We start from the raw sequence: 14,702 nt of genomic DNA, 5'->3' as shown, positions 1-14,702 counted from the left end.
CATTCAGCCGAAGCGTCCAAGGGAGATGAACGGTGGCAGGCCAGACAATGCCGAAGCCTAGTAATACCCGGACAAATTCAGGAAGAACCCCTTCGCCTCGTACCGCAACTCGGTCAGGTCATCACTGAACTCGGTGAAGTTGTACCCCGCCCCGATCTTGAAGTTCTGTCCCACCTGGCGGTCCACGCCCACCAGCCAGCCTTTCTTGTCGCCGCCCTCGCGCACGTCCAGCCAGCGGTACTCGCCCATCGCCTCCCACTGCGCGAACAACCGGTAGCGCAACTGCAAGGCGGAGAAGTTGACCCGGCTGTCCAGCCACGCGCCCTCGCCGCGCCCGGTGCGGTAATCGCCCCAGCGCCCGGCCAGCTTCCCGGCCAGCTCCCAACGGTCGCTGAGTTGCATCACCCCTTCAAACGAGACGATCTGCGATTTCTGGTCGTACACGTTGCCGCCTTCCTGGCCCAGCGACGCCACGTCGTAGAGATACGTGTATTTGCCGAAGGCCGCCCAGCGCGTGTTGTCGTGCGGACGCCAGGCAAAGCCCAGGTTGGACTCCACCAGCTTGGCATCAGCCAGCGGATTGCGCTTGTCATCGGTGTCGGCGTAGTTGGCGCGCAGCGCGATGCGCCAGTCCTCGTTGACCTTGTACAGCAGCCGGTTGGTGGTCACCCACTGCCGACGATCTTCAGCGCCTTCGTCGCGGCGGTATTCGAGCTTGCTCGTCCACTGCGTATCGGCATCGGTGCGGCCACCGCTGACGCTGTAGGCGCGGCGATCGACGCGCCCGGTCGTCGCGTCCAGTTCGCCGTCCATCACGCTGAAGCCCAGCGTCCAGCCCTGCGCGGGGTAGAAGTCCATGCCGAAGGTATGCACCAGCCCGGCGCTGTCGTCGCGACGGTCCTTCAGGTACTGGCTTTCGTTGAACACGTTGACCTGGTTGCTCAGGCGCCAGCGCTGGCCGAGTGTCCAGCCCGACTGCAGCCCGGTGTCGTAGAGCGGGTCGGTGGTGGTGCGGTCGGTGCTGTAGCTGTAGTTGCCATAGAAGCTGTGCTCGGGCGTCATCCAGTATTCGCCTTCGAGCTTGGCGCCATCGCCGCGGCTGCCGCTGCTCACTTCCGCCCCCAGGCTGGAGCGGTCGCCGAACAGGTAGCGTGCGCCGAGCGTGGCCAGGTCGTTCTTCTCGTAGGCGCCGCTGTCGTCATCCACGGTCAGCTGCCCTACCCCGTACAGCTCCCACTTTGCACCGAAGCGCTGCCGGTAACTCAGCGCCGCCAGGGTGCCGTCCACGTCGGTACCGGCGTTCTCCTCGCGTACCCGGCGCAGTTCGGCCCCGAGCTGGCCGTCGTTGCCCAGCCGCCAGTCCATGGTCAGCTGCGACTGCTCCACCGCCACCTCACCGCGCTCGGCGCGGCTGTGCCGGCCATACAGGCTCAGGTTGTCGGTGAAGTAGCCCAGGAATTCGGCACCGTATTCCTCCAGCGCCAGCCCACTGTCCATGCGCGAGACCGAGAAGCCGGCGTCCACGTCGCGCCACCAGGCGCCCATGCTCCAATCCTGCTTGGTCCAGCCCAGCTCGCGCAGGTTGGCGCGCGCTTCCACCGCGCGGGCATCGCCCTTGCGGTCGCCGCTGACCGGGTTGCGCTGGATGAAGCTCAGGCCGCCGTTGTCGGAGTAGAAGATCGGCGCTGCGGTGGCTTCGGTACGGGTCTGCTCCAGCTTGAGGTAGGTGCCACGCCCGGCCTGCAGGGTCAGGTCGGCGCCCATCAGGCTGTAGTCGTCGCCACTGCGGTTCTCGTCGACGTAGGTGCCGCCCACCGCCACGTGGTCGCCGAACCACTGCTTGCCGCGCAGGCCGGCGCTCACGTCGTCGGTGCTGAAGCCCAGCGGGATGTACTCGTAGTCCACCAGCAGCAGCTGGTCATAGCCATCCAGCGGCGTATCACGGGTCAGCGTGCGTACGTTCTCGCGCGTGATCTGCGACAGCGCGCGGGTCAGGAACAGGCGGCCCTGGATCTCGTTGATCTCGTAATCCCGACCGCGCTGCAGGGTGGTGCGTGTCTCGGTGCGCCCGGTGGTGCGATCGCGCACTTCCATCACCACCTGCTCCGAGCCGGGCAGCAGGTCGGTGTGGCGCAGGTAGTAGAGGCTGCCGCCGGTGCCGAGGAACTCGGTGTGGCCGAGCGCGGACTGCGCCTCGGAACCGAAGGCCTTGAGCAGCGAACGCGGGTCGCCCAGCGGGGTGGTTGCGCGCGAGCGCCAGCTCACCGCCGCGCCGTACAGCGAACGCACGTACTGGCCGTACTCGGTGCCGGTGAAGCCAGTGGCGAAGTTGCCCCACAGCGCCTGGTTCTGGTCCCAGTCCACGCGCACGTACAGCTTGCCCTGCGTGTCGATGTCGCGATACGTGGTGGAGTCGTCACCGTATACCGGGTAGTACTGGTCCGGATCGAGGCGGCGGAACACATCGCGCGCGTCGGCGTCCAGGAAGCCGTCGAACAGCCGCTTCAGCTCGCGGTCGTAGGTGTCGGCCTGCGCGGTGACCAGGTACTTCCCGCGAAGCTTGCTCTTCAGGTAGAACGCCAGCCGACCTTCGCTGAGGAAGCTGTCGTCCTGGTCGCGGTCGGCGGCGAGTGGATCCAGGTTGCCGCTGGCGGTATTGCGCGACAGCGTCACATCGGCCAGCGCCACCAGGAAGCGGTAGCTGCCGGTCACTTCCACGTCGAGCGTGCGGGTCAGCGTCGGCGCGTCCATGGCCTCCACCTGCACGGTGTACCGGTGCTCGCCGATCGGCTCCAGGAACTCGGCGGCGAACTTCTGCTCCAGGTCCACCGGGAAGCTCTGCCCGTTGATCATCACCCGTGCATTGGGGCTCAACCCACGCCCGTAGATCCTCACCCGCGAGCCATGGATCGGAATGTTCTGCTGGCGCAGCGCGTTCTGCCCGTAGATGGCATTGCTCAGCTGCTGGGCCTGCGCATCGTCGCCATCCAGCACGCGACCCAAGGTGCGCTGCACGTTGTCCCGCACCAGCTGGGTGCCGCGTTCGTAGTCGGTGGGCAGTACCAGCTGGAAGCGCTGCGCGTTGGTTTCATCGAAGGAACCATCCCGGCCGTAGGCGCGGGCGATGTACTGCAGGTCGTCGCCAACGCGCAGGTTGAGGTTTTCCGGCAGCTGCCCGTCCCACTCGGTGTTGCCGACGTAGTCCACCGGCATCTCGATGCGCGCCAGCGGCGTGACCAGGTCGGTGTCGCTGCCGCGGTAGATCACCACTTCCAGGCGCTCGATGAACGAGGCGTAGTTGTTGTAGCCGTGGAAGCGCAGCGGCTTGGTCAGCCGGCCGTTCTCGAAGGGGGCCATGGAGCCGGTCTGCACATTGAGCACCGGCGCCGACAGCGCCGGATCTTCGGTAGCCCAGACCACGGCGCCATCGGGGAGCTCGGCGGCCGACGCACCATTGGGTGCCGGCACCACCGCGCCGGGTTCTGCGGGACCGACGGGAGCATCCGCAGCCGGATGCACCTGCAGCAGCAGGTCATTGCCCTGCCGGCAGCCGTCCACCCCGCACAGGGTGGTGGGCACTTCGGGCAGCGGTTGCGGCGCCTGTGCGTGGGTGATCGGCAACCACAGCGCCAACAGGAGCATCAGGGGGCTGAGTGAGGTCTTGCGGTTCATGGTCATCTCCTCAGCGGTCCGCACGGTCGGCGGGGCGGGCCGGCGCAGCGGGCTGCACCTGGACCTGCACACGGGCGGCAACATCGGCAGGCAGCCGTGGCAGCAGGGCCTTGCGCAATACCTCGGCGCGCTGCCCGGCCAGTGCGGGCGTGGCCTGCCCGGCGGCTACGTTGACCTGCCCCCCACCCTGCGCCTCCAGCGTGCGTGCTGCATGCGCCAGCACCGTCTCGGCAGCGGCGCCCAGCGTGGCCTGGCCGGGAACGAACAGCCCTTCCCCGACCTCCAGCACCGATTGCGGTGGCCCGGCGTTGAACCTGCCTTCGGGCAATGCCACGCCGAAGTCGAAGCGCACCGGCAACCCCGGGGTGATCCGGCGCAGCAGCGGATTGCGGGTCGTGAAGCGTGCGTCGGCTGGCAACGTGGTTGGATCGACCTTGAGGATGAAGTTGCGTCCGCGCGCCTGGCCACCGTTGATACCGACCAGGTGGTAGCGCCCGTACGCATCGGTTTCGATCACCAGGCCTTCCACCGATGCCACGCGGACACCGGGGATGCCACGTTCGCCTGCGTCCTGCACGCCGTTGCCGTTGCGATCGTTGAACACGCTGCCGATGACCAGGCTTTCGTCCAGCAGCGGGTCGCCGATCACCTCCACGTCGGCCGAGGCCACGTTGCTGATGGTGGTGCCCAGCACGTCATTGGCGGTGATGCGGTTGGTATGCACACCCAGCCCCACGCCCGCCCCCACCCGCAGGTAGTACACCAGCGTGGCCGAACCACCGGCGCGAATGTCCAGGCCGTCGATGCGCAGCGGTGCCACGCCGCTGGCACGTGCGGCGTTGTCGATGTCCTGCGCTTCGAACCCGCCCGGGATGAAGGTGAAGCCGCTGGGCAGGGTGTCGAACAGGGTGACGCCCAGCGCGTCGAAGTCGCCCATGTTCTCCACGGTGACCACGTAGCGCACCACGTCACCCACCTTCACGCTGCGCTGGGTGGCCTGCTTGGTCAGGCGCAGCACCACCGCATCGGCGGTGACCACCACGTTGACCCAGCCTTCCACGCACACCGGGGTGGGCATCGAGGCATCGCAGATGTTGTAGCTGAAGTTGTCCAGGCCGCTGTAGCCGACGAAGGCGGTGTAGATGCATTCGCCGTTGCCGCAGGTTGCGCGCCCGTTGCCCGCCGCCCGGCCCAGCCGCATCGACGCCGGGTTGATGCGCGCACCGCTGGTGGTGAGGTTGTCCAGCAGCGGTACGGTGGTGGTGGTCCCACTGAGCACGGTGATGTTCTCGTCCACCACGTCCACGTCGTTGACCTGGGTCTGCACGTTGACCGTGGCACTGCTGCAGACCGCCGGCGAGGCCTGGTTGCAGAGGCTGTAGGTGAAGCTGTCGGCACCGCTGAAGTGGGTCATCGGGGTGTAGCGCACGCTGCCGTCAGGCAGCACCACCGCCGTGCCCATGGTCGGCGCGGTGGTGATGGTCACCGCCACCGTGCCCGGGTCGACCGGCGCGCCATTGACCAGGTCGTTGGCCAGCACCGGCACATCGACGGCCGTGTCCTGCGGCGTGCTGGCCTGGTCGTTGTTGGCCACCGGCACGCTGTTCGGCGCTGCCGCCAGGGTCACCGACACCGTACCCACCGCGCATATCGTGGGCTGCGCCACCAGGCAGATCTGGTAGGTGGTGGTGTAGGTCGTCCCGGGCGTACCGGCAGTGACATCGACGCTGCCGTCAGGCTGGATGGTCAGCGCCGGGGTGTTGGTCGGGGTCAGCACCACCGTGCTCGGGTCCACGGGCGTGCCGTTCAACGTGTCGTTGGTCAGCACGTTGGTCACGCCGGTGGCGCCGCCCGGGGGGACGCCGGGCACGCTGTCGTCATTGGCCACCAGGACACCCGCGCTGGCCAGCGTCACCGACACCGTGCCGATATCGCACACCGCCGGCTGGGCCACCAGGCAGATCTGGTAGGTGGTGGTGTAGGTGGTGCCGGGCGTGCCCGCCGCGACGTTGACACTGCCGTTGGGCTGGATGGTGATGGCGGCGGTGTTGACCGGGGTCAGCACCACGGTGGCCGGGTCCAGCGCGGCACTGTTGTAGGTGTCGTTGGCCAACACGTTGGCCACACCGTTGGCGCCGGCGGCCGGCACATTGGTCACTGTGTCGTCCACCGCGTCGAGCAGGCCCGGCGTGGTGGCCAGGGTGACCGACACCGTGCCGATGTCGCACACCGTCGGCTGTGCCACCAGGCAGAGGCGGTAGGTGGTGGTGTAGGTGACACCCGGGGTACCGGCCGCCACGTCCAGGCTGCCGTTGGGCTGGATGGTCAGCGCGGTGGTGTTGTTCGGGGTCAGCACCACCGTGGCCGGGTCGAGCGCGGCGCCGTTGAAGGTGTCGTTGGCGAACACATTGAGCAGGCCGAGCGCACCGGTTGCCGGCACGTTGCTGGCGGTGTCGTCCACAGCGTCCAGCAGCGCGGCCGTGACAGTCACGCTGACCGTGGCGGTGTCGCACACGTTGAGGTTGGGCGCGGGCAGGCACGCCTGGTAGGTGAAGGTGTCGGTACCGGTGAAGCCTGCGTTGGGGGTGTAGCTGATGGTGTTGTCGCCGTTGACCACGGCGGTGCCGTTGGCCGGCGGCACCGGCACGGTGAACACCGCGCCGACCGGCAAGGTGTCGTTGGCGGCCACGGCCAATACCGTGGTGCCGGTCCCGGCGGGCAGCGCGTCGTCGGCCGCATCGGGGCGCACCGCGACCAGCGCGGTGGCCTGGGCGCAGTTGCCCGGCTGTGCGTTCTCGCACACCTGGTAGGTGAGCGTGGTCGCTGCCGGCAGCGTGCCCGGTGCCACGGTCACCACGCCGTTGGCGGCCATGCTGTAACCCGGCACCGTGCCGACCAGCGAGGCGGTCACCGGCGTGGTCCCCGGAACGATCGGGGCGCCGTTGAAGGTGTCGTTGAGCAGCACGCTGGCGGTGGTGCCACCGGTCGGCGCAACCGGCGCGCCGCTGAAGTCATCGGCCTGCGCGACCAGGGCGCTGGCCGTCACCGTCAGGCTCACCGACGCGGTATCGCACACGCTGCCATTCGGTGCGGGCAGGCACACCTGGTAGGTGAAGCTGTCCGCGCCGGTGAAGCCTGCGGTTGGCGTGTAGCTGATGCTGCCATCGGGATTGACCACGGCGGTGCCGTTGGCCGGCGCGACCGGAATGGTGATCGTCGGGTTGAGCGGCAGCGTGTCGTTGGCGGTCACCGCAAGCACCGTGGTGGTGCCTGCCGCGGCAGACAGCGTGTCGTCCGCAGCGGCCGGGCTGACCGCCACCAGCGCGGTGGACTGCGCACAGTTGGTCGGCACGGCGGTCTCGCAGACCTGGTAGGTCAGCGTCACTGCAGCGGGCGTGGTGCCGGCCGCAACGGCGACGACACCGTTGGCGGCCATGCTGTAGCCCGGCACGGGGCCCAGCAACGACGCGGTCACCGGGGTCGTGCCAGGCACGATGGGGGTGCCATTGAAGGTGTCGTTGAGCAGCACGCTGGGCGTGCTGCCACCGGCAGCCGGTGCGATCGGGGTGCTGCTGAAGTCATCGGCCACGGCGGTGACCGTGGTGACGGCGACGGTGATCGAGACCGTCGCGCTGTCGCACACACCGGCACCCGGGGCGGGCAGGCAGGCCTGGTAGGTGAAGCTGTCCGGGCCGGTGTAGCCGGGGTTGGGCGTGTAACTGATGGTGCCGTCGCCGTTGACGATGACGCTGCCGTTGGCCGGGCCGGCCGATACGGTAATGGTCGGATTGACCGGCAGGGTGTCGTTGGCGATGACGTTGAGCACCGTGGTGGTACCCGCCGCTGCGGTCAGCGTGTCATCAACCACGACCGGGCTGACCGCAACCACGGCGGTGGACTGCGCGCAGTTGGTGGGCACGGCCACTTCGCACACCTGGTAGCTGAGCGTCACCGCCGCCGGCGTGGTGCCGGGGGCCACGCTGACCACACCGTTGGTGGCCATGCTGTACCCGGTCACCGGGGTCACGAGCGATGCCGCGACCGGAGTGGTCCCGGGCACGATGGCAGCGCCGTTGAAGGTGTCGTTGAGCAGCACGCTGGCGGTGCTGCCGCCGGTCGCCGGTGCGATCGGTGCCGCGGTGAAGTCATCGGCCACCGCAGTGAGCGTGGTGGCGCTGACAGTGAGGGTCACGGTGGCGGTATCGCACACACTGCCGCCCGGTGCGGGCAGGCACAGCTGGTAGGTGAAGCTGTCCGGGCCGGTGTAGCCGGCGGTCGGGGTGTAGCTGATGGTGCCGTCGCCATTGACCACGGCGGTGCCGTTGGTCGGTGCCACCGGAAGGGTGACCACCGGGTTCAGCGGCGCGGCGTCATTAGCCAGGACGTTGAGCACGGTAGTGGTGCCGGCGGTGGCCGGCAGTGTGTCGGCCACCGCATCCGGGCTCACCGCCACGAGCACGGTGGTCGCGGCGCAGTTGGTCGGCACCGCGTTCTCGCACACCTGGTAGTTCAGCGTCACCGCGGCGGGTGTGGTGCCGGCCGCAACGGTGACGACGCCGTTGCCAGCCATGCTGTAGCCGGGCGCCGTGGTCAGCAGCGATGCGGTCACCGCCGTGGTACCGGGCACGATGGCCGCACCGTTGAAGGTGTCGTTGAGCAGCACGCTGGCGGTGCTGCCGCCGGTCGCCGGTGCGATCGGTGCCGCGGTGAAGTCATCGGCCACCGCGGTGAGCGTGGTGGCGTTGACGGTGAGGGTCACCGTGGCGGTATCGCAGACACTGCCGCCCGGTGCGGGCAGGCACAGCTGGTAGGTGAAGCTGTCCGGGCCAGTGTAGCCGGCGGTCGGGGTGTAGCTGATGGTGCCGTCCCCATTGACCACGGCGCTGCCGTTGGTCGGTGCGACCGGAAGGGTGACCACCGGGTTCAGCGGCGCCGCATCGTTGGCCAGGACGTTGAGCACGGTGGTGGTGCCGGCGGTGGCCGGCAGTGCATCGGCCACCGCATCCGGGCTGACCGCGACCACGACGGTGGCGCCGGCGCAGTTGGTCGGCACCGCGTTCTCGCACACCTGGTAGTTCAGCGTCACGGCGGCGGGCGTGGTGCCGGCCGCAACGGTGACGACACCGTTGCCGGCCATGCTGTAACCGGGCTCGACGGTGAGCAGGGTGGCAGTCACCGGGGTGGTACCCGGCACGATCGGCGCACCGTTGAAGGTGTCGTTGAGCAGCACGCTGGCGGTACTGCCGCCGGTCGCCGGCGTGATGGGCGCGTTGGTGAAGTCGTCGTTGACCGCGGCAAGGCCGGTCAGGCTGACGGTGACCGCCACCGAGGCGGTATCGCAGACGGACGCCCCCGGTGCAGGCAGGCACACCTGATAGGAGAAAGTGTCCGCGCCGGTGAAGCCGGCCGTGGGCGTATAGGTGATGGTGCCGTCGCCATTGACCACGGCGACGCCGTTGGCGGGCGCAACCGCGATCGTGATCGACGGGTTGGCCGGCAGGGTGTCATTGGCGCCGACATTGAGCACGGTGGCGGTACCCGCCGTGGCCGGCAGGGTGTCGTCCACCGCGTCCGGGCTGACCGCCACCACGGCGGCAGCCGCGGCGCAGTTGGTCGGGACGGCGGTCTCGCAGACCTGGTAGTTCAGGGTGACCGCGGCAGGCGTGGTGCCCGGGGCCACGCTGATCACACCGTCGGCGGCCATGCTGTAGCCGGTTTCCACGGTCAGCAGGGTGGCGGTCACCGGGGTGGTGCCCGGCACGATGGGTGCACCATTGAACGTGTCGTTGAGCAGCACGCTGGCGGTGCTGCCACCGGCAGCCGGGGCGATCGGCGTGGCGGTGAAGTCATCGGCCGCAGCGGTGAGCGAGGTCACCCCCACGGTCACGGCGACCGTGGCGGTGTCGCAGACACCGGCTGCTGGCGCGGGCAGGCAGACCTGGTAGGTGAAGCTGTCCCCGCCGGTGAAGCCGGCCGTGGGCGTGTAGCTGACGGTGCCGTCGCCGTTGACGAGCGCCGTGCCGTTGGTCGGCGCGGCAGCGATGGTCACGGTCGGTGCCAGCGGGGCGGTGTCGTTGGCCAGCACGTTGAGCACGGTGGTGGCGCCGGCGGTGGCCGGCAGCGCGTCGTCCACCGCGTCCGGGCTGACCGCGACCACCGCCGTGGCACCGGCGCAGTTGGTCGGCACCGCGTTCTCGCAGACCTGGTAATTCAGCGTTACCGCCGCCGGCGTGGTGCCGGCGGCCACGGTGATCACGCCATTGGCCGCCATGCTGTAGCCGGTGACCGGGGAGGACAGCGAGGCGGTCACCGCCGTGGTACCGGGAATGATCGCGACACCATTGAAGGAGTCGTTCAGCAGCACGCTGGTGGTGCTGCCACCGGTCGCCGGCGCGATGGGCGTGGCCGTGAAGTCATCGTTGGTCGCGGTGAGCGTGGTGGCGCTCACGGTCAGCGACACCGTGGCGGTGTCACACACCCCGGCGCCCGGCGCCGGGAGGCACACTTGGTAGGTGAAGCTGTCAGCACCGGTGTAGGCGCCGGTCGGGGTGTAGGTGATGCTGCCGTCGCCGTTGGCCACGGCCGTGCCGTTCGCGGGCGCGCCGACAACGGTGACCACCGGGTTCAGCGGTGCGCTGTCGTTGGCGAGCACGTTGAGCACGTTGGCGGTGCCGGCGGTAGCCGGCAGCGTGTCATCGGTCGCGTCCGGGCTGACCGCAACGAGCGCGGTGGCGGCTGCGCAGTTGGTCGGCAGGGCGGTCTCGCACACCTGGTAGCTCAGGGTCACCGCGGCAGGCGTGGTGCCTGGCGCCACGCTGACCACGCCATTGGCGGCCATCGTGTAGCCGGTAACCGGACTGATCAGCGTGGCGGTCACCGGGGTGGTGCCCGGCACGATCGGCGCGCCATTGAACGTGTCGTTGAGCAGCACGCTGGCGGTGCTGCCGCCCGCCGCCGGCGGGATCGGCGACGCGGTGAAGTCGTCGTTTGTCGCGGTCACCGTGGTCGCCGTCACCGTGAGCGCCACCGTGGCGGTATCGCACACGCTGCCATGCGGGGCCGGCAGGCACAGTTGGTAGGTGAAAGTATCGGGTCCGACAAACGCACCGGTGGGCGTATAGCTGAGCGTACCGTCGCCGTTGACGACCACGTTGCCGTTTGCCGGCACCGCAATCACGCTGAGGACGGGGGTGAGCGGCGCCACGTCGTTGGCCAGCACGTTGAGCACGGTGGTGGCGCCGGCGGCCGCCGGCAGCACGTCATTGACCGCGTCGGGGCTCATCACGACCACGGCGGTGGCCGTGGCGCAGTTGCTGGGCAGCGCGGTTTCGCAGACCTGGTAGTTCAGGGCGATGGAACCCGGCAGCGTGCCGGCCGCCACGGAGATCACGCCGTTGGCAGCCATGCTGTAGCCCGAGGCCAGCGTGGTGAGGGAGGCGGTGACCGGGGTGGTGCCCGGCACGATGGCCGCGCCATTGAAGGTGTCGTTGAGCAGCACGCTGGGCGTGCTGCCGCCCGTGGGCGGGATCGGGCTGGCGCTGTAGTCGTCGTTGACCGCGACCAGGGCCCCCGCGGCGATGGTGATCGCGACCTGTGCGGTATCGCAGGTGGCGCCGTCCGGTGCCGGCAGGCACACCTGGTAGGTGAGCGTGTCCGCGCCGCTCTGCCCGGCGTTGGCGGTGTACTCCAGGGTGCCATCGGCCGCGAGCACGGCAACGCCCTTGGTCGGCAGCTGGGTCACCGTGAAGGTGGCACCGGCCGGCGCATTGTCATTGGCGGCCAGGTTGAAGCTGCCCGGCTGGGTGCCGGTGACACTGGCGGTGTCGTCGGCCGCATCCGGCGCGATCAGCACCTGTACGTCGGCCGTGTCGCAGTTGGTCGTGGAGCCCAGTTCGCACAGGGCATAGCTGAGCGTGGTGGCGCCGGCCGGTGCGAACCCGGCCACGGTGATGACACCGGCGCCATCGATGCTGAAGCCGGCGGGTGCGCCCACCAGGTTCACGGTGACCTGCAGCGGATTGACCGCGGCACCATTGAAGGTGTCGTTGCCCAGCACGCTGGGCGTGCTGCCACCAACGCCCGGCGCAAACACCGGTGCGCGGAAGTTGTCGTCGAGCGCGTTGAGGGTGTTGGCGACCACGGTGATGTTCACGGTGCCGGTGTCGCAGGTCGCGGCGTCCGGGGCGGGCAGGCAGACCTGGTACTGCACGGTCTGCGGGCCGGCGGCAGCCGGCGTGTAAGTGAAGCTGCCGTTGGGCTGCAGGGTGAAGCTGCCTGCGGCGGGCGGCGTGACCAGGGTGTAGCTGGCGCCGGCCGGTGCGTTGTCGTTGATGCTGACGTCGCCGACCAGCGGCTGACCGGCCGGCGTGGTGTAGGTGTCGTCTGCAGCCGCGGGGGCAATCAGCAGGGCCACCTGCGCGGTATCGCAGTTGCTGCCCGCGCCGGCTTCGCACAGCTCGTAGGTGAGGCTGACTGCACCGGCGGCGGCGCCGGCGGGCACGTTGATGACACCGGCGCTGGTGATGGTGAAGCCCGGTGGCGGCGCGTTGACCAGGCTCAGGGTGACCTGGGCGGCGGTGACCGGGGCGGCATTGAAGGTGTCGTTGCCCAGCACGCTCGCGGTGCTTCCGCCGGTGACCGGCGAAATCACGGGGGCGGTGAACACATCGTCGACCGCGTCGATCGTATTGGCCGCGATGATCACGCTCACCGTGGCCGTCGCGCAGGTGGCACCGTTCGGCGCCGGCAGGCAGACGCGGTAGTCGAAGGTGTCGGTGCCGCTGGTTCCCGGGTTGGCGGTGTAGGTGAGCGTGCCGTTGCCGGCAAGATCGATGGTGCCCAGCGTGGGCGCGGTAATGGCGAAATACTCCGAACCGACCGGTGCGTTGTCATTGGTCGCGATCGAACCGTTCACCGACTGCCCGGCCTGCACGTTGAAGGTGTCGGCCAGCGCAGTGGGCGACACCACCAACTGGACGTCGGCGTCGTCACAGTTGGTCGGCACGGCGACTTCGCACAGGCGGTAGCTGAGCGTGACCAGGCCGGCCGGAATGTTGGCGGCCACGGCGATGGTGCCGGAGGTCGGGTCCAGGGTGTATCCCGGCGTGGTCGACAGCAGGGTTGCGGTCACCGTACCCGGCACCACCGCACTGCCATTGAGGGTGTCATTGCCCAGCACGCTGGGCGTGGTGCCGCCGGCGCCCGGAATGGCGGTGGCGAAGGTGTCATCGTTGGCCAGCAGCGCGTTCGCGCCGAGAGTGACGGTGACGGTCGCGGTATCGCAGACAGTGCCATTGGGTGCCGGCAGGCAGACCTGGTAGCTGAAGGTGTCGGTGCCGGCAGCACCCGCGTTGGGGGTGTAGGTGAAGGCGCCATCGCCGCCGATGACGGCAGTGCCCTGGGTGGCCGGGGTGACCAGCGAGAACGCTGCGCCGGGCGCGGCAATGTCGTTGGTGCCCACGTTACCCAGCGCCGGTTGCCCTGCACCGGGCGTGGTCACGGCATCGTCCACCGCATCGGGCCCGACCACCAGCTGCACGTTGGCGGTATCGCAGAGGGTCGGCGCGCTGGTGAGGCAGATGCGGTAGGCCAGGGTCACCGCGCCGGCAGCGGTGCCTGCAGGCACGGTGATGAAGCCGCCGGCGTCCATCACGTAGCCGGCCGGAGCGGTGATGAGCGTAGTGGTCAGATTGGCCGCGACGACCGGATTGCCGTCGAAGGTGTCGTTGGCCAGCACGCTGGTGGCCAGCGTGCCGCCGCTCTGTGCCGGCACCGGGGTTGAGGTGAAGTCATCGGCCACCGCGTCGATGACGCTGGCGTTGATGTTCAGCGTGACCGTGGCGGTATCGCACGCGGCGCCATTGGGCGCGGGCAGGCACAACTGGTAGCTGAAGGTGTCGGTGCCGGTCGCGCCTGCATTGGCGGTGTAGGTGAAGCTGCCATCGCCGAGCAGCTGCAGGGTGCCCTGGGTGGGCGCGGTGCCGGTCTGGGTGAAGGTGGAGTCGACCACGTAGTTGTCGTTGTCGCGCACGTTGGCGACCAGCTGCGCGCCAGCCTGCACGGCGTAGCTGTCGTCCACGGCATTGGGCCCGACCACCAGCAGCACGTTGGCGGTATCGCAGTTGGCCGGCGATGCCTGTTCGCACAGTTGGTAGGTCAAGGTCACCGGGCCGGCGGCGGCGGTGGCCGGCACGTTGACGGTACCATCGGCGGCAATGCTGTAGCCCGACGGCGCACTGGTCAGCGACAGCACCATGTTGGCGGCCACGACCGGGACGCCGTTGAGGGTGTCGTTGGTCAACACGCTGGCGGTGGTGCCACCGGCACCCGGCGCCAACGGCGCGGCGCGGAAGTCGTCGTCGTTGGCAAGCAGCGCTGCGGCCTGCACGGGAATGGTGGGGGTGGTGGCGGTGTTGTCGCCCGGGGTCGGGTCGGTGGTGCCCAGCGGGGGGGTGATGGTGGCCACGTTGGCGGCGATGGTGGCCGGCGTTGTGGTCGGCGCGGTGCCGTTGACCAGCACCACCAGGACTTCACCGACGCCGACGTTGACGCCGATGTTGACGTTGCCGGTGCCCGATGCCGCCGCACATTGCGTGCTGGGCGAGACCACCGCGCAGGTCCAGCTGACAGCGGTCAGCTGCGCCGGCACGCTGTCCACCAGCGTGGCCCCCACCGCCTGCGACGGCCCCTGGTTGCGCAGCTCGATGCGGTACTGCACCGCGCCGCCGGCGGCGACCGGCGTGGGCGTGGTGATGGTCTTGGACACGCTCAGCTGCGCGCTGGCGGCCAGCGTGTTGCTGTCGCTGCTGGTGTTGTTGCCCGGGGTGGGATCGGAGATGTCGGCCGGTGCGGCGACCGTGGCGGTGTTCACCAGCGGATTGCGGTAGGCCTGCGCCTGCGCACCGCTCGCGGCCAGGGTCATCAGCAGGATGCCGGCCAGCGGCAGCGCGCGGGCGCGCAGGCAGCTTTCAGCGAGCTGGGAAAGGAAGCGTCGGGCGCTGGCGGTCGACATGCAGGAATCCTCGAAAGCA

Annotated in this window: 2 protein-coding genes; both read right to left on the bottom strand. The window is 69.3% G+C overall.

The genetic code is table 11. The features are described from left to right. Positions 1 to 57: 57 nt before the first annotated feature. Positions 58 to 3,672, bottom strand: a complete 3,615-nt coding sequence (locus QE395_RS01625; RefSeq protein ID WP_306987369.1) for a hypothetical protein — start codon at positions 3,670 to 3,672, stop codon at positions 58 to 60. A 10-nt stretch (positions 3,673 to 3,682) separates the two neighbouring features. Beyond that, positions 3,683 to 14,683: an Ig-like domain-containing protein gene (locus QE395_RS01620; protein ID WP_306987368.1), complete on the bottom strand. Its 11,001-nt coding sequence runs from the start codon at positions 14,681 to 14,683 to the stop codon at positions 3,683 to 3,685. Positions 14,684 to 14,702 lie beyond the last annotated feature (19 nt).

The sequence above is a fragment of the Stenotrophomonas sp. SORGH_AS_0282 genome, assembly GCF_030818125.1.
In the GTDB taxonomy this organism is placed as follows: Bacteria; Pseudomonadota; Gammaproteobacteria; order Xanthomonadales; family Xanthomonadaceae; genus Stenotrophomonas; species Stenotrophomonas rhizophila_A.
The sequence above is the reverse complement of the archived record's forward strand: the minus strand, read 5'-3'. Positions and strand labels throughout refer to the sequence as shown.